This window comes from Comamonas jiangduensis (assembly GCF_030162955.1).
GTDB lineage: Bacteria > Pseudomonadota > Gammaproteobacteria > Burkholderiales > Burkholderiaceae_C > Comamonas > Comamonas jiangduensis.
The window spans coordinates 1-22,893 of sequence record NZ_JARXOV010000016.1 but is presented as its reverse complement, the minus strand read 5'-3'; the positions used below and the strand labels follow the sequence as shown (position 1 = coordinate 22,893).

Annotated in this window: 21 protein-coding genes and 2 tRNA genes; 9 read left to right on the top strand and 14 right to left on the bottom strand. The window is 52.2% G+C overall.

The features are described from left to right. Positions 1–20 precede the first annotated feature (20 nt). The 5 genes from QEP12_RS12700 to QEP12_RS12680 form a co-directional block, all read right to left on the bottom strand. Positions 21–584, bottom strand: a complete 564-nt coding sequence (locus QEP12_RS12700) for an HdeD family acid-resistance protein (RefSeq protein WP_284214489.1) — start codon at positions 582–584, stop codon at positions 21–23. Positions 585–860: 276 nt separating this feature from the next. Then, positions 861–2,246, bottom strand: a complete 1,386-nt coding sequence (gene rimO / locus QEP12_RS12695; protein WP_284214488.1) for a 30S ribosomal protein S12 methylthiotransferase RimO — start codon at positions 2,244–2,246, stop codon at positions 861–863. A 186-nt stretch (positions 2,247–2,432) separates the two neighbouring features. Next, positions 2,433–2,942, bottom strand: a complete 510-nt coding sequence (gene phaR / locus QEP12_RS12690; RefSeq protein WP_284214487.1) for a polyhydroxyalkanoate synthesis repressor PhaR — start codon at positions 2,940–2,942, stop codon at positions 2,433–2,435. A gap of 615 nt (positions 2,943–3,557) precedes the next feature. Further along, positions 3,558–4,961: a sensor histidine kinase gene (locus QEP12_RS12685; RefSeq protein WP_219162235.1), complete on the bottom strand. Its 1,404-nt coding sequence runs from the start codon at positions 4,959–4,961 to the stop codon at positions 3,558–3,560. A 56-nt stretch (positions 4,962–5,017) separates the two neighbouring features. Next, positions 5,018–5,689, bottom strand: a complete 672-nt coding sequence (locus QEP12_RS12680; RefSeq protein ID WP_174862630.1) for a response regulator — start codon at positions 5,687–5,689, stop codon at positions 5,018–5,020. A 129-nt stretch (positions 5,690–5,818) separates the two neighbouring features. Between QEP12_RS12680 and QEP12_RS12675 the strand changes: the two genes are divergently transcribed. After that, a complete protein-coding gene (locus QEP12_RS12675; protein WP_174862629.1) occupies positions 5,819–7,633 on the top strand; it encodes a phosphoethanolamine transferase in 1,815 nt (604 codons plus the stop codon). Positions 7,634–7,913: 280 nt separating this feature from the next. Here QEP12_RS12675 and QEP12_RS12670 read toward each other — a convergent pair. Further along, a tRNA-Val gene (locus QEP12_RS12670) sits at positions 7,914–8,020 on the bottom strand. Positions 8,021–8,086: 66 nt separating this feature from the next. Between QEP12_RS12670 and QEP12_RS12665 the strand changes: the two genes are divergently transcribed. Continuing rightward, positions 8,087–9,256, top strand: coding sequence for a tyrosine-type recombinase/integrase (locus QEP12_RS12665; protein ID WP_284214486.1), 1,170 nt, complete (start codon positions 8,087–8,089; stop codon positions 9,254–9,256). Between the two features lie 122 nt (positions 9,257–9,378). After that, positions 9,379–9,455: transfer RNA gene (locus QEP12_RS12660), tRNA-Pro, on the top strand. A gap of 118 nt (positions 9,456–9,573) precedes the next feature. On the opposite strand, the gene QEP12_RS12655 is transcribed toward QEP12_RS12660, so the two are convergent. Continuing rightward, positions 9,574–10,092, bottom strand: a complete 519-nt coding sequence (locus QEP12_RS12655; RefSeq protein ID WP_431308088.1) for a DUF6933 domain-containing protein — start codon at positions 10,090–10,092, stop codon at positions 9,574–9,576. 374 nt (positions 10,093–10,466) lie between these two features. Then, a complete protein-coding gene (locus QEP12_RS12650) occupies positions 10,467–11,270 on the bottom strand; it encodes an IclR family transcriptional regulator (RefSeq protein WP_174863888.1) in 804 nt (267 codons plus the stop codon). A gap of 68 nt (positions 11,271–11,338) precedes the next feature. Between QEP12_RS12650 and QEP12_RS12645 the strand changes: the two genes are divergently transcribed. The 5 genes from QEP12_RS12645 to QEP12_RS12625 are packed head-to-tail and all read left to right on the top strand — an operon-like array spanning position 11,339 to position 16,195. Further along, complete coding sequence (locus QEP12_RS12645) at positions 11,339–12,328, top strand: Bug family tripartite tricarboxylate transporter substrate binding protein (protein WP_174863890.1); 990 nt, start codon at positions 11,339–11,341, stop codon at positions 12,326–12,328. A 14-nt stretch (positions 12,329–12,342) separates the two neighbouring features. Continuing rightward, a complete protein-coding gene (locus QEP12_RS12640) occupies positions 12,343–13,851 on the top strand; it encodes a class I adenylate-forming enzyme family protein (RefSeq protein ID WP_174863892.1) in 1,509 nt (502 codons plus the stop codon). A gap of 13 nt (positions 13,852–13,864) precedes the next feature. Then, positions 13,865–14,650, top strand: a complete 786-nt coding sequence (locus QEP12_RS12635) for a citryl-CoA lyase (RefSeq protein ID WP_174863893.1) — start codon at positions 13,865–13,867, stop codon at positions 14,648–14,650. Position 14,651: 1 nt separating this feature from the next. Continuing rightward, on the top strand, positions 14,652–15,371 hold the full coding sequence (locus QEP12_RS12630; RefSeq protein WP_174863895.1) for an SDR family oxidoreductase: 720 nt from the start codon (positions 14,652–14,654) through the stop codon (positions 15,369–15,371). A 26-nt stretch (positions 15,372–15,397) separates the two neighbouring features. Continuing rightward, positions 15,398–16,195 carry an SDR family NAD(P)-dependent oxidoreductase gene (locus QEP12_RS12625; RefSeq protein WP_284214484.1) on the top strand — a complete coding sequence of 266 codons (798 nt, stop codon included), beginning with the start codon at positions 15,398–15,400 and terminating at the stop codon, positions 16,193–16,195. 255 nt (positions 16,196–16,450) lie between these two features. Here the strand turns inward: QEP12_RS12625 and phnX are convergent, their stop codons facing one another. From phnX to phnD, 5 genes are all read right to left on the bottom strand, one after another. Next, positions 16,451–17,317 carry a phosphonoacetaldehyde hydrolase gene (gene phnX / locus QEP12_RS12620; RefSeq protein WP_284214483.1) on the bottom strand — a complete coding sequence of 289 codons (867 nt, stop codon included), beginning with the start codon at positions 17,315–17,317 and terminating at the stop codon, positions 16,451–16,453. A gap of 40 nt (positions 17,318–17,357) precedes the next feature. Further along, positions 17,358–18,464, bottom strand: coding sequence for an iron-containing alcohol dehydrogenase PsrA (gene psrA / locus QEP12_RS12615; RefSeq protein WP_284214482.1), 1,107 nt, complete (start codon positions 18,462–18,464; stop codon positions 17,358–17,360). 127 nt (positions 18,465–18,591) lie between these two features. Then, complete coding sequence (phnE, locus tag QEP12_RS12610; RefSeq protein ID WP_174864069.1) at positions 18,592–19,431, bottom strand: phosphonate ABC transporter, permease protein PhnE; 840 nt, start codon at positions 19,429–19,431, stop codon at positions 18,592–18,594. Continuing rightward, positions 19,431–20,318 carry a phosphonate ABC transporter ATP-binding protein gene (phnC, locus tag QEP12_RS12605; RefSeq protein WP_174864070.1) on the bottom strand — a complete coding sequence of 296 codons (888 nt, stop codon included), beginning with the start codon at positions 20,316–20,318 and terminating at the stop codon, positions 19,431–19,433. The genes phnE and phnC overlap by 1 nt, the downstream gene beginning before the upstream one ends. After that, positions 20,315–21,187, bottom strand: coding sequence for a phosphonate ABC transporter substrate-binding protein (gene phnD, locus QEP12_RS12600; protein WP_284214481.1), 873 nt, complete (start codon positions 21,185–21,187; stop codon positions 20,315–20,317). Before phnD ends, phnC begins: the two co-directional genes overlap by 4 nt. A gap of 146 nt (positions 21,188–21,333) precedes the next feature. Here phnD and QEP12_RS12595 point away from each other — a divergent pair, with 146 nt between their 5' ends. Beyond that, positions 21,334–22,185 carry a LysR substrate-binding domain-containing protein gene (locus QEP12_RS12595; RefSeq protein ID WP_284214480.1) on the top strand — a complete coding sequence of 284 codons (852 nt, stop codon included), beginning with the start codon at positions 21,334–21,336 and terminating at the stop codon, positions 22,183–22,185. 387 nt (positions 22,186–22,572) lie between these two features. Here QEP12_RS12595 and QEP12_RS12590 read toward each other — a convergent pair. Then, positions 22,573–22,893 (bottom strand): hypothetical protein (locus QEP12_RS12590; RefSeq protein ID WP_284214479.1); only part of this gene is annotated, 321 nt, incomplete at its 5' end.

The following is a 22,893-nucleotide window of genomic DNA, read 5'->3' as shown; positions in this document are numbered from 1 at the left end:
CGCTACAACAATAAAAGCAATTAGCGCAGCAGCTTGCGAATCTGGAACGCTGCATATATTTGCAGCGCCCCATAAATCAAAGCGCCCGCACCAATCCAGATTACGGCCACCAGCAACCCAGCCAGGGGCATGGCCAGCATGCAGCCACCCAGCACCACGGCCAGCAGACCACTCAAGATCAGGGTCCATTCGTTGTCAATCGCTTTACGCACCCGGATCGCCATCGTGATGCGCACCACACCCGCAATGATGAACCACACCGCCATCACCATGACAAAAGACGCCGCCATAGACACCGGATTCACCACCGCCAACACCCCAAAGAGCACAGAGACCAGGCCATAAACCCACATCCAGCCTTTGGGCATAGGTACATCCTTCTTGAACGTCGCCAGCAGGGTCACCACCCCCTCCGCAATGGCCAGCACACCAATCGCCCAGGTCATGCCAGCGCTGGCTCCGATCGGATTAAAAATGGCCATGAGGCCAAACGCGCTGGACAAGATGCCAAACAGCAAGATGACCCACCAAGTGCGTCCGAGCGCACTGGAAAACGCGCCAGTTTGAGCATTCGCATCGGCCATACAGCACCTCCAATCTGATGAAAATGCTTTCAGTATGGCAACACGCTGGAGCGCATGCAATCTTGCACAAGGTACAGAAAGGCGTTGGACCTACCAGCCAACCCACCGCACCAAAGGCGCCCCACTGCACCCTGCGCTTGCACACGGGCATAAAAAAGGCTTCGAAAAAATCGAAGCCTTTTTGAGGAGCTACCAGCGCTTAAGAAGCATAGGTTTCAACAACAAATGCAAATGAAACCCTTGGCAAGCAAGCGCCACAAGCTCTCTTTTTAGTAGTTAAACGGGAATTCCTACCAAATCGTGGCCCTGCGCAGCCAAGATACGCACGGAGATCAAATCCCCCGTCTTGTAGGTCTTGCTGGCTTTCTCGGGTGGCTGAATGTGCACCACACCATCAATCTCAGGGGCATCGGCATAGGCACGGCCCACACCGCCCTTTTTACCCAGGCCCACGGCCTTGTCCACGATCACCTTCATCACCTGGCCCACGCGGCGCTGCAAGCGTTGGGCGGAGACTTCCTCGGCCACTTCCATGAAGCGTGCACGGCGTGCTTCACGCACTTCTACGGGCAGCATGCCGGGCAGCTCGTTGGCCGTAGCGCCTTCCACGGGGCTGTAGGCAAAGCAGCCTGCACGGTCGATTTCGGCTTCGCGGATGAAGTCCAGCAGGTGCTCAAACTCTTCTTCGGTCTCACCGGGAAAACCTGCGATGAAGGTGGAGCGGATCACGAGTTCTGGGCAAATCTTGCGCCATTCGCGGATGCGGTCGAGGTTCTTCTCGCCGGATGCGGGGCGCTTCATGCGCTTGAGCACATCGGGGTGGCTGTGCTGCAGCGGCACGTCAAGGTAAGGCAGTATCTTGCCTTCGGCCATCAGCGGCAGCACGGCATCTACCGTCGGATAGGGGTACACATAGTGCAAACGCACCCATGCACCATGTTGTTGCGCCAGCTTGCCCAACTCGTCCGCCAACTCCAGCATACGGGTCTTGACGGGTTTGCCATCCCAAAAACCGGTGCGGTACTTCACGTCCACGCCGTAGGCCGAGGTGTCCTGGCTGATCACCAGCAACTCTTTGACGCCACCTTCAAACAGCGCCTTGGCTTCTTTGAGCACATCGCCAATCGGGCGCGAGACCAGATCCCCACGCATGCTGGGGATGATGCAGAAAGTGCAGCGGTGGTTGCAGCCTTCCGAAATCTTCAAGTAAGCGTAGTGCTTGGGCGTGAGCTTGACCCCGGCCTCACCAAAACTGCCAGGCACCAGATCCACAAACGGATCATGGGGCTTGGGCAAATGGGTGTGCACCGCATCCATCACTTCTTGCGTCGCGTGCGGGCCGGTCACTGCCAGCACGCTGGGATGCACTTCGGCCACCATCGTGGCGCCGCCTTCTTTACCGGCTTTGGCACCCAGGCAACCGGTCACGATCACCTTGCCATTGGCGGCCAGCGCCTCGCCAATCGTGTCCAAGCTCTCTCTGACGGCATCATCAATGAAACCGCAGGTGTTAACGATCACCAGATCCGCACCTTCAAAGGTCTTGGAGGTCTGGTAGCCTTCTGCGCTCAATTGCGTGAGGATGAGTTCGGAGTCAGTCAGTGCCTTGGGGCAGCCCAAAGACACAAAGCCCACCTTAGGGGCGCTGTTTTCGGTTGTCATTGTGTGAATGCGTGTGTGGGGGGCGGCGCTTTACAGCGCGGTGGCTGCAAGTGGCAGCGCAGCAATGGCGTGAATTTTAGCCAGCCTGCTCTTTTCATGCCCAAAGCTGTCCCCATAGCCCAGCAGGAATGCATGCAGCCATGAAAAACGGGCCCACAGGCCCGTGCTAGTTTGCGCAAATGCGGCTCAGCGCTTGATGCCAAACATGCCCATCATTTGCTCGGTTTGCTTTTGCAGCTGCTCTTGCATTTTTTGCATTTGCTCAGCGTAGGCTGCAGGCATCAACGGATTGGGCATTTGCATCATCTTGGCCCAGGCATCCACACCGCCTTGCTCCGCCATCTTGGCTTGAAAATCGGTGAATATTTGTACGTTCTTTTCAATGAAGCTGCCCATGTGGCCCTGCATCGTGTGGCCGTAGAAGCGAATGATGTTGGCCAGCATGGCCTCGGTGAACATCGGCGCTCCGCCTGCCTCTTCTTCCAAAATGATCTGCAGAAAAATGGAGCGGGTCAGGTCATCACCGGTCTTGGCATCCTTGACCACAATGTTTTCACGCTCCATCACCAGTTGCTTGACCTCGGACAGCGTGATGTAAGTGGACGTGGCCGTGTCATAGAGGCGGCGATTGGGATATTTTTTGATGACGCGCTGGTCGCTGGTCGTTGTAGACGATGTAGGTTCTTGTGCGGTCATCGGTAAATTCTCGTGGCGGTATCAATGATGGTGAGGACAAATATGGAGCAGCCATTGTAGGAAAGGCTTTTCTTGCCGCACTGCAGCACTAACCCTAGCCAAATCGCCATCACCATATAAAAATAAGAGCTTACAGCGCTTATCCAGCGCTGCATTTCAGCACTTTTCATACTTTCTCACAAGTGTGGTGATAGACAAGCCATCTATCTGGCGCACAGACAAGTAAGTGCTGTGTGCCATCCGCGCATAAGCGCTAGCCTTAGAAGGTTAGAAGTTCTCACCATGGCTTTGCGTAGCGCAAACATCTGGCACTTCCTCAAGCACTTACGCCCAGTATTGCAACGCAGGCTACAGCACACATTGTGAAGCGGGCGAGCACCTACCACCGACGGCCTATTTGGTGAACCCAGCTTGCGCCATGCACAGCCAATCAGGCATGCTGTGACACAGCCACACCCACTACCAGCATCGCCAGCGGGTTTGCGAACAACGCGCCCGCAGAGAAATGGCGGAAATTAGGTACGTACCGCAGCGGTTTCAGGGCATTCGCAGAACTATTCGAGACTGAACTACATACCTGCCCACGCAAGACCAGCCTTGGTCTTGGTCTTCTATTTATGCGCTCCCCGCATCATTCAGTGCATGCGCGGCAGCAGCGGCCTGCGTAAAGTGCAGCGCCACTTCCAAGCCATGCGCCATGCCTGCCGGGGGGGAGGTAAACACCAGCTGCGCGCCATGCTTTTCCGCGATGGTTGTCACAATCGACATCCCCAAGCCATAGCCAATATGCTGCCTGTCCATGCGCACATGCCGCTGCTGAATCATTTGAATTTGCGCCGGTGTTAAACCCGCGCCACTGTCACGCACTATCACAGCGGCATCTGGCTCGGCCTGCACCTCCAGAACCACCGCGCCTGTGCTGTGGCGCAAGGCGTTATCAATCAAATTGCGCAGCACAATCGCCAAGCTATCGATATCGCCCCACACCCATACAGCATCGTGCGCAAGGGGTGTAATGCAATCCAAGCGCTTTTGGGCATGGCTTTGCTGCCAGAACTCCTGCGCAACCTGCTCCGCCAATTGCACCAAGTTCACCTGGGCGAAATGTGCCTGATCGCCGCCTTCCGCGCGCGAAAGCTGCAACAAGCGTTCTGTGCGATGACTCAAAACTTCCAGCGAATGCAAAGCGGCACGCACTTCTTCCAAAGGTACCGCCAGAGCTTGTGAGCCAGACCGTTGCACAGCACCTTGCATTGCTTTGTCGACCGCGGTCTGCAGACGTAAGCGCACTTCTGCCAGCGGCGTGCGCAACTCATGGGCCGCATTGGCAGCCAGCGAACGCTCTACCTTCAAGGCCTCACTCAGGCGCTCCAGCAGTTGATTCACGTCATCGCCCACCATCCGCAACTCCAGCGGCATTCCTTCCACGGACAGCGGTTGCAAGTTACTGCCACTGCGCGCCGCAATCTGTCGTTGCAGCACGCCGACAGAGCGCAGCTCTCGGCGCGCCACCGTCGTGACCAGCCAGGTCATCACTGGCAGCATCACCAGCAGCACTAGGCTCAACCCAATGACCGTGCGTTGGCTGGCCTCCTTGCGCTCCTCCAAAGGATCCGCCAGCTGCAGCCAGACACCGTACTCTGCGTCGTACAGGCTAAACACGCGGAAGTCTTGGGCGTCAAAAAAACCCGGGTGCAGCGGCACCGCAAAAGGCGACGCAGGCGTTGCCTTGGTACGCACCAGTACCTGCCCTGTGCTGCTGCGCAACTGCAGCAAAAGTGGCTCCGAATGGTTGGAGCCGGGCAGCTCCCCCATCACCTGGGGATCACCTGCAGCCACTTCCGCCAATGCAGCCTGAATGCTCAAATGAGGCCGGGTAATTTGCAGCTCTAAAAGCGCTGGATACAGCTGGCGATGTGCACTCTCCACCAGTTCCACATCAAAATTTTCTTGAATCTGGCTGTCCACAAACCACGCCACCAAGGCGGTGCTCAGCAGCCAAATCGCGAGCACAGACATGGTGAGCGCGCGCCCCAGACGTCGCACCAAACTTTGTTGCGTCAGCGCAGTACTTTTCATCGAGCGACCAAACGATAGCCTGTGCCGCGCACCGTCTCAATCAAGGAGCTGCCCAGTTTGCGCCGCAAACGGCTGATGAACACTTCCAGCGTATTGCTGTCGCTGCTGTCATCCCACTGGTACAGGGCTTCTTGCAGGCGCTCTCGGGTAAAAACCTGCTCGGGGCGGCTCGCCAAAACGCGCAGCAAGGCCCACTCCTTGGGTGTCAGCACCACAGGCACCAGGTCTTTGCGCACAGATTCTCGGGCCAGATCAATCGCAACCCCGCCACTTCGCAAGACCGAACTGATTTGCGCGCCGCGACGCCGCTCTATCGCCCGCAGGCGTGCCAGCAACTCTTCGGGGTCGTAGGGTTTGACCAAGTAGTCATCTGCGCCCGCATCCAAGCCGCGGATGCGGTCACTGACCTGATCGCGCGCTGTGACCACAATCACCGTGGGGCGCTCATCCGCATTGAATATGTTGCTATTCAAATGAGGTAACAACCCGAGGCCTTCACCATCGGGCAAATTCAAATCCAAAAGCACGGCCGCGTAATGCATGGTGGCCACAAACGCACGCGCTTGCTGCAAGTTCTCTGCCCAGTCGACGCTGAACTGTTTGCTTTTAAGATAGCCCAGCACCGCTTGGCCTAATGACTGATCATCCTCTACCAAGAGAATTCGCAACTTGGGTCTCCTTGGACTTTAACCAGTGGAACTGGCAGTGTAGAGCGCCCCAGCGCCCGTCTCCAAGCTGAACAGAAGCTGAACACCACCTTCAGGGGATATTCAGTCACGTTTTCTACAGTGCAACCCATGATTGAGTTGCACACTTCTTCCCCGCTGTCTCCTGATACGCAGCCTGCTGCACGCAGGCCACAGCGCTTCGCCCCATACCCGGTCTCTGCTCGCTGGATGGCTCTTGTCTTGGCGCTTTGGTGCACGCTGGGCCTGAACCAAGCGTGGTGGCGCAAGCTGTCTGCACTCGCCAGCGAGCAAAGCTTAAGCAACTGGGAAATGGTATTGACAGCGCTCGTGCTGACCAGTGCCACCTATTTGTGGTTCATGCTGCTGTCGTGGCCCAAGCTGCGCCGTATTGGTTGGAGCATTACGCTTATCACCGCAGCATCTGCACAATATTTCATGCTGAACTACGGGATCGTGATGGACAGCAGCATGGTGCGCAACACGCTGCAAACGAATACCAGCGAAGGTCTTGCACTCATGACCAGCGGTTTACTTTTGCATGTACTGCTGTATGCCGGACTGCCTATTGCCGTGCTCCATGCCGGCATTCAGCTCAAGCCCACCCAATGGCGCAAAGACGTATGGCGCTCTGCTTTGCTGGTCACCGCCAGCTTGGCGATGATGATTGGTGGCGGCCTACTGCTTTACAAGCCGATGGCACCTTTGGTGCGCAATCACACAGAAATTCGCTATCTGATCAATCCGCTTGCCAGCATTGTTTCTTTCAGCAGTGTCACGCTCAAGCCTTTGTTCAAACGTGAACTTACCTTCCAACACATCAGCGGTGACGCGAAACTAGGCAGCACCTACCAAGCTGGCGGCTTTGCCGCAACGTCAACGTCAACGTCAACGCACAGCCAGGCCAACAAACCGCCGCTGTTGATCTTGATTGTGGGAGAGACCACCCGTGCCGATCACTTTGGCCTCAATGGCTACCCGCGCAATACCACCCCAGAAATGGAGGCGCGTCACGTCATCAACTGGCGCAATGTGCAATCCTGCGGCACCAATACTTTGGCGTCTGTGCCCTGCATGTTTTCGCACCTCGGAAAGCAAGATTTTGAGTCTCGCAAGTTTGAATATGAAAACTTGCTGGATGTTTTGCACGCGGCAGGCCTGAATGTAGATTGGCTCGATAACCAAGCGGGCTGTAAAGGCGTATGCAACCGCATTTCTCACGCACAAACCGACCAGGTGGCCAGCCCCAGCGCCATCCATCGCTGGTGCAAAGATAGCGAATGCCTGGATCAACTGATGGTGGAACTGCTGGACGACAGACTGCACACCGTTACCAGCGACGGCAACAACCAAGGCACAGTGCTGGTGTTACACCAGATGGGCAGCCATGGCCCCGCCTATTACCGCCGCTCTTCTGCGCCCAGCAAGCACTTCCAGCCAGAATGCACCACGCATGTCACCTCTGACTGCAGCCGCAGTCAACTGGTCAACGTCTATGACAACAGCATGGTGGAAACCGACCTATTCGTTGCACGAACCATCGACTGGCTTAAAAACCAGCAAGACAAATACGACACCGGCCTGATTTACCTGTCTGACCACGGCGAATCTTTGGGCGAAAACGGTTTGTATTTGCACGGTTTGCCTTATGTGATTGCGCCCGATGCGCAAAAGCATGTGCCTTGGGTCATGTGGCCTGGGTCTTTGCTGGCTCGCACCCAGGTCAACGAAGCTTGCGTGCGTCAAAACACGGACCAGGCACTGACCCACGACAACTTCTATCACACGGTCATGGGGCTGCTCGATGTGCACAGCAGCAGCTACAACAGCGCGCTCGATGTGCTGCAAAGCTGCAGAACACCGAATGCCAACTTACAAGCCCATGACCAGTCAGCGGGGCATCGCAAACCATCCAGCACGTCCTGAAACAAGCAGGTATCCCCGAGGCAGCGAAGAAGCGAAGAGGTGCTGGCGAGCACCTCGCTCCATGCTAACCAATAATTGGTGCTGCCATGGGGATGGATTGAAACTGTCATGGTGTTGCTTCAGCACACTCATCAGGCGCCTGCAAGCCACACGCAAAAAACTTGCACCGCAATGTTCTGTGTGAAATAAAAAAACTCTGCAACATACGATGTACAGAGGTTTTAGACAGATCTAAAACACCAACGAAAAAGCCCAGTTCAAAGAACTGGGCTTTTGTATTTGGTAGGCGCGATTGGATTCGAACCAACGACCCCCACCATGTCAAGGTAGATTTTTCATAGGCAGTATGAAAAAATAAACGACTTCATCACTCTTGACTCCCCACCTTATCTCCATGAAAGTGCGCTGTTGTGCGCATGTGTTTTTCATACTTTTTTCATACCAGAGGTGGTGATGAGCAAGAGCTTCCAGAAAGTCGTTGATCGTAAAGCGTTGCCTCCGAGGCGTGATCCTTACTGGATGAAACTCTCGCAAGGGAACTATCTGGGATATCGAAAGATGGAGTCCGACAGTGAGGGGACTTGGACAGCTCGTTCATACGATTCACTCTCTGGGCAACAGCGCAGGCAGCCACTCGGTGACTTTTCAGAATACCCACCCAGTGAACGCTTTGACTTGGCGAAAAAAGCTGCTGAGGATTGGTTTGCACACATTGGAAAAGGTGGCGCATTAGGCACTTACACAATTACAAGCGCATGTAGTGCCTATGTCGATCACCTTATCAGCCGAGGCAAGGAGTCTTCTGCGGCTGATGCCAAGTCACGCTTTGATAGCTATGTGTTGGACGATGCTCAATTCGCGAATCTGGAACTAACCAAGCTAACGCCTGCACACATTGAGGCATGGAGACGCCGCTTGCGAGACCGTCCTGTCACTAGCGGAAAAAATAAAGGGCAAAAGAGGAGCGAAAGCACACTCAACCGTGACATGACACCTTTCAGAGCGGCCCTCAATCATGCATATGGTGATGGCCATGTCACCTCGGACTTCGCCTGGAAGAAAAAGCTCTTGCCCGTTGAGAATGCAGACAAACAGCGCACGCTTTATTTAGACATTGATCAGCGCAGGCGTCTTATCGATCATGCCCCGCCCGATCTTGCGAGCTTTTTAAAAGCACTTTCACTACTTCCACTGCGCCCCGGAAACTTAGCAAAGCTTTGTGTTGCTAATTTCAGTGCCAAGCTCAAGACGATTTCACTGCCGGTGGACAAAGGCAAAGAAAACCGACACATACAACTTTCCAAGCAAGCGTTTGAACTGTGTCGAGAACAAGCGAAGAACGCAGACCAAAGTGCTCCATTGTTTCGACAGCACTCAGGCGAGGCTTGGCACAAGGACGCTTGGAAAGATCGAATCAAAGTAGCAGCAGCAAATGCTGGGCTGCCTGCTGAAACTGTCACCTATACATTGCGACATTCCACCATTACTGATCTCGTACACCAAGGTGTTGACCTGCTGACGGTTGCGCAAATATCAGGTACTTCTGTGAAGATGATCGAAAAACATTACGGACACCTCCGCAACGAAGTCACCAGTCAAGCTTTGGAGAAACTTAGTCTTTGAATGAGTCTTCGGTGAGATGCCAACGCATCGAACACTCATTGAAAGGTGATCGGCAATCAAGCACTTGCGTTATCACACAAAGAGTAAATTTTGATAGCAAGAGTGTTAGAATTCACAGCTTTCGGAGCGTAGCGCAGCCTGGTAGCGCATCTGCTTTGGGAGCAGAGGGTCGCGAGTTCGAATCCCGCCGCTCCGACCAAATGATTCAAGGACTTAGCTGAGAGATCGGCTAAGTCCTTTTGTCTTTTCTGGGCTGAGGGGTAAACAAGAAATTTGCTTCTTGGTCCCTTTCATGCTGCTCAAGCGACGAGCCCTGACTATGACAAAGTACGCAACTTGCTTTCAGCCACATCCCAAGAATTCGCCCAGCCAATGGTTCGTTGCGGCGTTTTGTTCATCTTGAAGATGATCTCAGTCAGGTCACAGTGTTCAAGCCCGCCCATGTAATCAATCATGGACTGATAGCGCCACACCATATCGTTCATGCAACCCATGGCTGCTCGGTTGTCATTTTTGGCGTAACGAAATTCAATGTACGGATCAATCGCACGTGCAATCGCATCACCGGGCAAGTCCCGCATCTGCAGCAGTTGCACCAAGCCGCCAATCAGCATATCTGGCAAACGCTGTGGTGTCATCGGCACCTTGCCACTGAGCAAAATAAAAGACAGCAATGTGGATTCGCTCATGAAGACATATGCCTTCCTGCGCCCAACCATAAAACGGTTGACCATCCAATGTCCCAGCGGGGCATCTGATGACTCAGTAGGCGAGAGTTGGTCTTTGTGCAGACCGATTGCTTTTTGCACATCGGCTGTGCATTTCAAATAGAGCATACCGTTTAAGTCGTTTAGGGCAACAACACCAATGCCACAGCCTGCAGCTCCTATGCCGTTACGCCGGCGCTTGCTGGTCCAGCCTGTTTAGGGTGGTGGCAGAGCCAATGAGCTGACGCTTTTCTTATCAAGCGCGTGTCTCAGCGCGCATCAACAACCTGTAACTTATTATGGCAAATCCGGATTTGGAGAGCTGAATGCAAACCAAGGAAGTGGCGAAAGGCAGCTCAAGGCTGGTTACGGTCGTTCAACTCACGCAACTCAACGACCGCTGATGCCCGAAACGGTCATTGAGTTGAGGTTTCTGTAGCGGGCTGCTAACTATCAGATAACCGTCCAAGATAAATTCAGTAGTATTTTTATCTATGAGGATCTTAGTAGACAGTGAATCCGTGGGTTTTCAATGCCTTACGAATCAATTGAAGAATTTCTCGTTGACGCTCCTTGGGCATTCGCGCCTCTGTTGAAGCAACACTGATTCCTGCTACCGCATCACCAGTCCTGTCATATACCGCTACACCCACAGCAAGAACACCTCGCGTAGCGTGATTACCTACTACCGACCAACCACGCTCGCGTGTGGCTGCTACCAAAGCTCGTAGTCGCTCTTGAGTCATGCCGCCATACAACGCAAGGTTGGGAGCGTTCACCTCAATGACTGCTTCGACTTCCCGATCGTCCAATGCAGATAGCAGTGCCAAACCGGCTGCACCGACACCAAGTGGCTGACGCGTTCCTTCCTTGATTACCAGAACTTGCACTGGATAGTCACCCACCTGCCGCGCAATGCAATGAGACAGACCACCATCGCGCACCACTGCAAAGGCTGCATCACCACACCCTGCACTCACACGCGCAAGCACAGGGGTCAAGCGTTCGACAAGAACTTCACGCTGCTTGGAGAGTGGTATTAAAGACTTCCAGCGCTCTCCGGGGCCGTAATGAAAACGAGTTATCAAGCTTACGTATCCCGCTGCTTTCAGCGTATGCAATATGCGATAGACAGTCGCTCGCTCTAATCCGGTCTGGCGGCACAACGTCGCCACTCGCAGGCCCTCAGGAGGACCGGCAAGAATCGCATCCATCACTTCTAAACCCCGTTCTAAGGCTTGACAAACCTCTGGCAACAAGGGTTTTCTTGAGGCATTTTTGTCCGGTGTACGGACGTTTTTAGTCATTTGTTTTGTACTTTCGTTGAAAGAATGACTCTTGAGTTAGAAGACAAAAAACCATCAAGGAGACACAAATGAAGCAGCACGTAAACCGTAGAAAAATTTGTTTAGCAATGGTGGCGGCACTTAGCGCAACATTTACAAGCCAAGCCTTTGCTAACGAAACTAACTGGCCAACCAAGCCTATCAAATTGGTCGTAGGTTATGCAGCAGGCGGAGCCACTGATGTAGTAGCACGTTTGGTGGCAGCCCGGATGGGAACTGAGTTGGGGCAATCACTGATAGTGGAAAACCGCGCTGGTGCTAACAGCAATGTTGGTGCCGAGCTCGTGGCACGTTCTCCTGCTGATGGATATACGCTTTATGTGTTCACAATCGCCAACACCATCAATGCTTCGCTATACAACAAACTTGGCTACGACCCTGTCAAGGATTTTGAGCCAATTGGACTCATTGCCAAGATTCCAAACCTTCTTGTAGTTAACCCGTCATTACCTGTTCAATCTGTACAGGAATATATCAAGTACACCAAAGAATCAAAGGATGGCATCACGTTTGCATCTTCTGGCAGTGGGTCGTCAATCCATCTCTCGGGTGAGATGTTCAAGATGAAAACGGGACTGAGCATGCTTCACGTTCCGTATCGTGGCAGCGCTCCTGCAGTATCAGACTTGCTTGGCGGTCAAGTTCAATCAATGTTTGATAACTCACCTTCGGCCATGCCTCATGTCAAAGCTGGCAAGTTGCGAGCATTGGCTATTACTAGCAAAGAGCGTTCTCCTTTGCTACCCGATGTGCCAACAGTTGCTGAATCAGGCTTCCCTGGGTTCGAAGTGCAGTCATGGTTTGGTATGTCTGCACCTAAAGGCACACCTTCTCAGGTGATCAATCGACTGAACACAGCACTTAACGCTGCACTTAATGATCCGGCCATAAAGCAACGTCTTTTGGACATGGTCGCTACCACTTCTCCTGGCACCCCTGATGACATGCAGAAGTTTGTTAACGATGAATTAAAAAGCTGGCACGAAGTGGTAAAGGCTTCTGGTGCAAAAGCTGATTAAGTATTGAGAGAGCTATGTATCCTATTGATTTTTTCTGGCGTGCGGCACAACGGTGGCCTGACCGGATCGCTATCGAAACGCCAAATGAATTCATCAGCTATCGAGTTTTAGCTGAACGAGTGCGTGCTGTTGCCGCTGGACTAATGCATTGTGATCCAACGCCACAATCGCGTGTTGGTATTTGCGCCTCTAATAGCGCAGAGCACATCGTCGCACTTCTAGCAGTATTAGCCTGTGGCAAGGTATGGGTTCCATTGAATCCCAAAAGCACATCTACCGAGATTCGTCGAATTACAGACACCATTGAGGCCAGCATCTTACTGATTGAGGAGAACTATGAGGCATTAGTAACTGAAGAACGGGCGCAAAGAATTTTCATAGGTACTACAGGTGCAGGGAAAACGTCTGTAGATGACCTGATTCGAACCCACATCGATGCTGGTACACCTAAATTTTCCTTAGATGAAAATGCCACGCAAGCAATCAAGTTCACTGGAGGTACTACAGGTATCCCCAAAGGAGTGATGCAACCCTATCGCGCTTGGATGGCTAACATCGTTAACCAAATCCATGCTTGGTCATTCGACGAAAATGACCGTTATGTAATGGCAGCCCCTATCACACATGGAACATCGACCTATGTGTTACCGATTTTGGCTCAAGGAGGCTGCCACATCATCATGGATGGCGTTGGTGCATCAGCGGTACGTGATGCATTCAAGTACCGTGGCGGGACAGTGTGCTTCATGCCTCCTACATTGGTATACATGCTGATGGGACTTGAGGGTGTTAGCCGCGCCGATTTTCCCCAACTTAAGCGCCTTATTTACGGTGGAGCGCCCATGCCACCCGAAAAAATACGCGAAGTGCGGAAATTCTTCGGTCCTGTTTTAGGCACGACTTACGGACAAACAGAAGCTCCGCAGATTCTGACTGTAATGCGCCCCGAAGATTTTCAAGACGAGGCAAACTGGGCTGCAGTGGGACAACGTACATGGTATAGCGATGTAGCCATCATGGCTCCGGACGGCACACTTTTGCCTCCAGGAGAGGTTGGAGAAGTCGTTGCCCGAGGGCCATTAGTGATGACTGGCTACTGGGCAATGCCTGAAAAGACTGCAGAGACTTTAGTGGATGGATGGTTGCACACAGGTGACCGCGGATTGTTCGATGAGCGTGGCTATCTCTATTTGAGGGATAGGCTCAAAGACATGGTTATTACAGGTGGATTCAACGTCTACCCGATCGAGGTGGAAAACGCGCTTTCTCAACATCCTGCAGTGCATGAATCCACGGTATTCGGTATCCCAGATGACAAATGGGGAGAGAGCGTAAATGCTGCAGTCCAACTGAGACCAGGGCAAAAAGTCAGTGAAGCTGAACTGACTGCTTTTGTACGCCAACTACTGGGACCTGTGCAAACGCCAAAGAGCATCCATTTCGTAAACGATCTACCGCGTTCTCCGGTGGGCAAAGTACTAAAAAACACCGTTCGTGACATGGCGCTGGCAGGACAACTTTGAATTCAAAATTTGTATGACAACACTGAAAAAAAATCCCTCTACCAGTCTCTGCACACACACACTAACCAGCCTGTCTTATGGCAACGCAAACTTGGTCGAAGACCTTATGGGTAGAACAACCTTCACGGAAGTCATGCTCATGCAAATTTTAGGTCGCAAGCCACGGCAGGTAGACATCCGAATTACAGACGTAGTGCTCGTCGTGCTGATGGAGCACGGCCTCACCCCGAGCGCCATTGCTACACGATTGATTTACATGAGCGCCCCGGAGAATCTGCAAGGTGCGGTGTCAGCCGGACTGCTCGCCGTAGGTAGCTCTTTTGTTGGAACAATGGAGAACTGCTCAAGGCTACTTGATCGCATCATCGCAGCGCCTGATGCGTACGCCGAGGCATTAGAAATTGCACGTAAATACAAGGCGCTCAAATCACCGGTACCCGGGTTTGGCCATCATCTTCACAAGCCTGTTGATCCTCGTGCTTATAAGCTACTGGAATTGGGGCGAGCCGAGCCGGAATTGCAGGGCATCCGCATCCGTGCGCTTGAAACGCTGTCGAGCGCGGTCGACGAGGTAGCCGGTCGTGCTATCACTATTAACGCGACAGGTGCTGTTGCAGCGTTACTCGGTGAGATTGAGGTGCCAACAGCCCTCATGCGTGGCTTTGCAGTGATTTCGCGCGCGGCAGGACTGGTTGCACACATCATGGAGGAGCAACGTGATCCGTCGGGGCGCTTCATTTGGGAGACAGTAGAACATGCAATACCCTTTGTAAGTCCGGATTCGGCTATGGAGGCTTAACGTGGGCGTCCGTGTTTTAGTCTCCGGTGGTAGCCAAGGTATTGGGCGCGCTGTGATTGAGCGTTTATCCGAGGATGGCTATCAGATAGTCAACTTCGATCTGAAACCTCCAGAGCGGTTACTCCCAGGTGAGCAGTATTTTTTTGTTGATGTCAGCAACGAAGCGGCACTGCGTGAAGCGCTAAGAAAAGCGTTAGCAGATGGGCCAATAACCCGGCTAGTGAACAATGCAGGCATTGTGCGTCCACAGCCTATCGAGGACATAACTACTGATGACCTGCGTGCAGTGATCGAGGTAAACCTCTCTGCCTCGATAATTTGTGCTCAAGCTCTCATGCCTGGTATGAAAGCAAGCGGGAATGGCCGAATAGTTAATATCACCAGTCGCGCTGCCTTAGGTAAGACCGAACGTATTGCCTATGCATCGAGCAAGGCAGCATTGCACGGTTTTACCAAGGCACTAGCGCTGGAATCTGGGATGCATGGAATAACAGTGAATGCCGTGGGTCCTGGGCCTATTGCTACAGAATTGTTTACCCGCGTTAATCCGCCTGGAGAGAGTAAGACGAAGCGCATTCTTGAAACGATACCGCTGGGCCGTATGGGACTGCCATCAGAGGTAGCCCATATAGTGGCATCACTGCTAGACATCCGAGCTGGATTTGTTACCGGCCAGGTCGTTTATGTATGCGGCGGAATGACAGTCGGGCTTGCATCATGATTGGTACTACAGAACATAGACTTGGCATGCCTTGGGACCTGACCGACAAAACTATAGTTGTCGCTGGTGGAGGCTCTGTTGCACCAGGTATGAGTATTGGACGTGCCTCATGCGTGACCTATGCCCGCTTGGGTGCTAGGGTGTGTGTACTTGATCGCGACCTATCCTCAGCTCAGGAGACGGTTCAACTCATCCGAGATGAGGGTGGCACTGCCTATGCTTATCAGGCTGATATGGCGCACGAGGAAGAAATTGTTAACACCTTTCGTATATTGAGTGAGCAACACCCACCTTTGGACGTACTTCATCACAATGTAGGTATCGGCAAGACAGGTGGGCCTATTGAGACAAGTTCTGAAGATTTGGATCGCATTCATGCAATCAATGTCAAAAGTCTCATGTTGTGTTGCAAAGCTGTGCTGCCCAGTATGGTTGAGCGCAGCACTGGCGCGATCATCTCAATAGCTTCTGTGGCAGGTCTTCGTTACTTAGGCTATCCACATTTAGCGTATTGCACGACTAAGGCTGCCGTCATTCAAATGACACGAATGATTGCGCAACAGTATGCTCCCCACGGTATTCGTGCCAATACGGTGGTGCCTGGCTTGATAGACACTCCGCGCGTGGCAGCCAATGTATCGCATGTTTTTTCTAATGACTTAGAAAATGCAAAGGCAGCGCGTGCTCGGCAGGTGCCGCTACAACGCATGGGTACCCCTTGGGAGGTGGCAAACGCTTGTGCATTTCTGGCTTCTGACGCTGCAAGTTATGTCACTGGCACTGAACTTCTGATAGACGGAGGACTAACCGGAAAATACGTTTAGTGAATTTCTCAGAGCCCTGCGTTATGAAATCTTTATTCAAATAAACCAGCATGGAATAATCACCAATGCGAATATCAGTGAGTCGATTTATTCCACGTTGTGGAATAAATCGATTAGTCTTTGTTATCTATGGATGACCGATAGCTGGCAGAAACCTGCCCTTGCGTTTGCAGATGTGGTTGTCTTTTATCGCTGCAAAGCCGACCCTAGATATAAGGGTCGGCTTCAGGCTAGGGCTTGGTTAAAGCTAATTGTTTAAGCAGATGGCATTTCGCCTCTGCGCATACGGCCTGAGATATCAGACAAAACAGGCGGTAAGTCCGCAATACTACGCACAACATAATGTGCACCTGATTTTTTCAGCTTGGCTTCTGCTGCTGACACTCTGGCATCTACTTCTGCAGCACTGGCTTTCGCGTATTCCTCTTTGCTATAACCAACTTCATTGCCAGACAGGCTTAAGCCGATGGTCCACATACCGGCATTAAGCCCTTCCTCAATGCCCGGTACGGTGTCATCAACTTTGACACAAGCACGCACATCACCAATGCCCAGTGCTAGTACATTGGCTAAGGCCATATACGGACCTGGTCTGCCTCCAGCGGCAAGCTCATCACCGGCAATGACATGGTCTGGCGCAATCCCTGCTTTGGCTGCTTGTGGTAACAATTGATTGAGAACTTCTCTGGGGTAGCCAGAACATGAACCCACTTTGAGACCATTAGCTCGCAGCCATTGCAAGACTTGAATTGCTCCGTCAATGGGTGCAGAAAATTCGCCTACCTTGGCTATTTGCATCGGCATGAAGCGGGCGTAGATGGCATCTACATCTGTACTGCTAGGTTCCTTGCCAAATGTGCTGAGCCACTGCGCAGCAATAGATGGATCTTGCAGCAATTGGTGAATATGGTCCCACTTGGACAGGCCCATGGGCCCCCGTGCTTGCTCCAGGGTGATGTGGATGCCAAATGTGGCAAAAGCTTCTACAAATATCTGAGTAGGAGCTAAAGATCCAAAGTCGACCAGTGTTCCAGCCCAGTCAAAAATGACGGCTTGCAAAGGCGATAGGTCAACAGTTTGCGCATCGATCATTTGAATTTCAGTGGCAGTGATGGCGTTCATGATTTTTTCTTCCAAGTTGTTGCTACAAATGCCGTGGCTTTCAAGCACTGGCCACGCTGCGAATAAAGTTGCGCCCTCGTGGACCATTTGCGGCCTTGTTGACCATCGCATTCCATTCCTGGGGCTGTACGCCGTACTGCGTTGGGTCAGTTGCAACGCCAAGTGATTGCAGAAAGTCACTCAACCTTTGTTGCGCAATTGCGGGAGTGGACGTGTCAAAGATCGAGAGCAGTGCTGCATCTACTTGTGCATCACTGCCCAATGCCATCCCCAGAATCAATGGCAAGCTGAATGAGCAAGCGATACCGTGTGGCACGCCGTGATGGAGCGTGATGTCATAAGACAGCGAATGCGCCAGTGCTGTTTTGGTGTTGGAGAAAGCGAACCCAGCCAGCAAGGCTGCCTGGGCCATGTCACCGCGCAGTTGCAGATTGCCAAGATCGCTCATGAGCGCGGGCAATGCCACCATGACTTGGCGGGCAGCTTGCACGGCCAGTGCCATGGAGACTGGGTTTCGATTGATATTCCAAATCGACTCCAATGCATGGGACAGCGCATCCAAGCCGGAGGCTAAGGTGGCTCCAGCAGGCAAGCTGGCCATCAGTGCTGCATCGATGATGGCTGCTTCAGGCCAAGTGCAAGCTTGGTGCAGTGAATGCTTGCGGCTACCCACTTGATCCCAAATAGTGGCCCAAGGGGTCACTTCACTGCCGGTGCCTGCAGTGGTTGGTATTGCGATCAGTGCTTTATGCGCAATGTCATCACTGGTCGCAGGCAGTTGACTTCCTTGTTCCAGTACCTCTAGCAGCTCTTCGAACTTGCCGTTAGGGGTTGCACAGAGCAACGCTTTTGCAGAATCAATCGCACTACCGCCACCTAAGGCCACAATGACTGGAACATCGGCATAGTCGTGCTGCACTTTTTCATACAACGGGGCCAGCCATTGCACATCGGGATTGGGCTGAATGGTGTCAATCACACCACGCAGTTGTGAGCCTAGCAATACGCGAACCCGATCCACGATACCAAGTGCTTGTGCCTCAGGAAACGTCACCAAAAGGAAACCTCGACCAGCAAGCAAAGCTGGTAGCTTGTTCAAGCTATTGATGCCTGTAGTGACATGCACTGGGTTGTGATAATTCCACACAGCAAGAGTCTTTCCGAATATTGAGGGTGCAACTAGCCCTGCGCCTAAAAATTGCAGCGCACAGCTAGTTTTGTTGTTTGAATGAGGTGCGCCGGACAGCGCACCCTTGGTGGCTCAGCCAGCTAAATCAGTGGCGTGTACCTTGTTGAATACGGCTGCGTAGCCAGTTAGAAACCATATCTGCAGTAATGACCATGATGGTGATTACGATGATGCAGGTTGCAGTTTCTTGGTAACGGAACAGCTTGAGACTGCTGACCAGTTCAAAGCCTAATCCACCAGCCCCGACCATCCCAAGCACAGTGGCTGAGCGCAGGTTGACCTCAAAGCGGTAGAGGATCACCGCAATCCATGCAGTAATGACTTGAGGAACAACACCAAATGCAATGATTTGAAGTTGGCTCGCTCCAGCACTGCGAAGTGCTTGTAGTGGTCCATCGTCAATCTCTTCAATGGCTTCAGCAAAGAACTTACCGAGCATTCCCATACCGTGCAATGCCAGGGCAAGCACGCCTGGGAATGGGCCCAAACCTACGGCAGACACAAACACCAGTGCCAAAATCAGTTCATTGATGCTGCGAATCACATTCATAAACTGGCGTGTCACTCTACGAAGCCAGTTCCAACTGTGCAAATTGCTGGCAGCAATGAACGAAAGAGGCAACGCTAACAACACACTGAGCAAAGTTCCCCAGATAGCGATTTGAATGGTTTCGAGAGCGGGAGCCCACAAGCGAGGCAAGATGTTTAAGTCCGGAGGAACGGATCTAGACAAAAAATCACCAATCTGCGGCATTCCACCTGCCAACTCACTCCAACTCATCTGTGCGCCGCCGGCGCTCCAGTGCAAGAGCCACCCAATCGCTAATGCCAAGGCTGAATAGGCGACCCAGCTACCTGTTGTCTCTGGGCGGCCTGCTGTCCAAACCCAACGATCATGGGTGTTATGTATGCGTGGAGCTCCCATCACATTACCCTCTCATTCACAGCCACAGCGTGTGTTGCACCACCTGTAACAGGGACCCAATTGCCCGCACCGTACAAAGACTGTGGCGATGTCATGTGCTCCTGATAGTCAGAGACAAGATGCACTGCATCCGCAGTTACTTCAGTTCTGTGTTGTGCATCAGCATCGTGATAAATCGCATCCAGTGCCTTGGCATCTAGTGCTGCGGGAACATCATTGAAAACTATACGCCCCTGGGCAAGACCCACTACGCGATCACCAAACTCTTTGGCATAGTCCACTTGGTGCAGATTGCAAACTACAGCGATACCCATTTCACGCGTGGCATCCCTCAGATACTGCAAGACGCTGCGTGCTGTTTTGGGATCCAAACTGGCTACGGGCTCATCAGCCAAGATCACATTCGGCTGCTGGGCCAATGCACGGGCAATACCAACGCGTTGCATTTGTCCACCAGATAGCGCTTCTGTACGCTCATCAGCTTTGTGGGCCAACCCTACGCGCTCTAAGCATTCGTTTGCCAGGGTGATATCGCTGTGCTTGAACATCTGCATCATGGATGCGAACGTGCCAACTTGCCCTAAGCGGCCAGTCAACACGTTCTTTCGAACTGAAAGACGCTGCACAAGGTTATGGTGCTGAAACACCATTGCGACATGGCGAGCTAGTTCGCGTCGAGAGTGTTTTTGCATCAAGTCAATACCGCCAACCTGTAACGTACCGCTGTCAGCTTGATTGAGGCCATTCATACAGCGCAGCAAGGTAGATTTACCCGCACCAGATAAACCCAGCATGACCACAAATTCGCCAGCTTTGACATCCAAGTCAATGCCATGTAGCACATGATTGCTGCCATAGCTCTTTCGCAGATCGCGAATCTTGATCATTTCATTTTCCCTAGATCCAGATTCAGGGCCTTCGCAGTTTGGCGCACTACGTCATAAGCCTGATCATTGGTGGGTGCAAATCCATCGAGCATGCCTTGGTCACCCCAAGGCAAGTTTTTGATGTCAGCCATTGCTGCAGCAACTTTTTGCTTGGTCGCTTCATCAAGACTTTTGCGCCAGACCATGGGAGATTCAGGGATAGGCTTTGAGTGCCAGATCACAGTGAAGTCTTCGCTTTTGATCAAGCCTTTCTTGACGGCGGAGTCAAAAATCCGGTCTGCAACTGCGGCTGCATCCACTTTGTTATTCGCTACCGCCATGATGCTTGCATCGTGTGACCCAGAGAAAATGACACGGGAGAAGCCTTTGTCCACATCAAATCCCGATGCCATCAAGCCTGCTTTTGGAAACAAATGTCCAGAGGCAGAGCTTGGATCCACAAATGCGAAGGTACGGCCTTTCAAGTGATCCAACGATTGCAAACCCTTATCTTTGCGAGCGATTACTTTGCTTTGGTAAGCGCTACGCCCCGTTTTCTTGGTCACAGCAACTGCAAAAGCTTCTGCATTTGCCAATTCATGGGCCAGTACATAGGAAAAGGGACCCAAGTAAGCGATATCTAACTTGCCAGATCGCAAAGCTTCAATAACACCGTTGTAGTCATTAGCTACGAAGGGCTTAACCTTCATACCTGTTTTAGCGGCCAGTTGATCCATTACTTGCTGGCTGGCTTCAATCATTGCGTGTGCATCTTCGGATGGAATTAGGCCAACACGCAGTTCATTGCTTTGAGCCCAAGTAGCACCGGTTGCAGCGAGCATCAAAGAAGCGATGGAAGTTTTGAGCCAAGCTTTACGGGTCATCTTCATGGAAGTCATCCTTTGCATTTGGATTGTTCGCAGCACGGTGTGTATTGCGATGGATTGAATGCTAGGCAAGACATATGACTGACATGTGAAGGTTTCAAAATCAGTTTTGACACCTTCTATAGATCAAGCCTTGAGATGAGAATCCCATGAGTACTGCCCGTTATCGCGCATTTGTTGCTGTTGCTCAGCAAGGCAGCCTTAGTGCCGCAGCTCGCGCTTTAGGAGTCAGCCAGCCCACTGTCTCTAGCCAAATTGCAACGCTGGAGCGACAAAGCCAAATTGAACTGTTTCACCGCCAGGGGTATCGCATGGCGCTTACAGGAGCAGGTCGTAAATTTCTAGCTCTCGCTCAAAAATTAATTGCAGTTGAATCTGAGGCAGATTTTTTTCTGCGTGATAGTGGCAAGCTCAATCAAGGAGAGCTAAAAATTGGCGCAGTTGGGCCATTTCACGTCATAGAGATGCTAGCTTCTTACCGTGCACGCTACCCAGGTATGCAGTTGTCTATCCGCATGGGCAACTCTCAACAAGTGCTCCATGACCTAGAGAGCTACACCACGGATATTGCGGTGCTAGCGGGCCTATACCAGCGCCCGGAGCTAGAGGCATGTGAATATGCTCAACACGCCATCATCTTGTTCGTGCACAACAGTCATCCTTTTGCCCAACGCCACCAAATAGACATCCAAGAACTGAATGGACAGCCACTGTTGCTGCGCGAACAAGGCTCGACCACCCGCTCTGCTGTAGAGAAAGTACTGAATGAAGCAGGCGTACGTCCACAGCTTGGGTTGGAAATCGGTAGCCGCGAAGCCATACGAGAAGCAGTCATTCGCGGGCTCGGTATCGGTGCAGTATCTGAAGCTGAATTTGTCGCCGATCCTTGTTTAACCCCAGTCCGAATAGCAGGCAACCCAGCCAAAACCACAACCTATGTGTACTGCATGAAAGAACGTAGTGACAGCTTGCTGGTTCGCTCATTTATGAAATCTTTTTAAAAAAAGACGTAAATCGACCAGCATGCCCTAGAGAGGGATGACGGCTATCTGGCTGAAATCGGAAGTGCGATTTGCATGCATGACCGGCAGCAACCGCTGCAAAGCAGAAGTAGGCATCTGAAAGTCGGTTTTAGGCTGGTTGCAGCCGGTCAGTTCTGCAAGTTCAGCGACTGCTGCCGCCCAAACCCGTCAGTCGACTGTGTCTTCCTTGTAGGTCCGCTCCACGCCTAAAAGCTGTCACTAAAAACTAACTCAGGCCGAGCGACCGCTTTGGCATGTATCGAAGGGTGCTATCGACCCAAAGCTGACTTCCAGTTCTGGTTTTCGAGGTCAAATTTATAAGGTAGTCAGACAAAGAAATTTAGTTAAACCCACTCTAGGCAAGGGTCACTTATCGGGAAATACTGAAAAAGTATTGGGCAGATACCCAAAACATGTTGAGTTATCTACCCGAATACCACGCTCACGAAACCATGCTGAAATGAATCGAGCCTTGTGTGGTGGGCAGCGAGGATCTAATGCAACTGATTCAACTAACTTAGTTGAGCAATCGATAAACTCACGCTCTGGAATTTGGTCTGTAGATACCCAGTCCCAAGGGAGAAGAAATTCCTTGAGCAGACTGTGGTGAGGATGTGCAGGATCAAACAATTTTTGTTTTTCCAGCATACGCTGTGTGATGCGCTCTTCCGCAATCTTTACACAGAG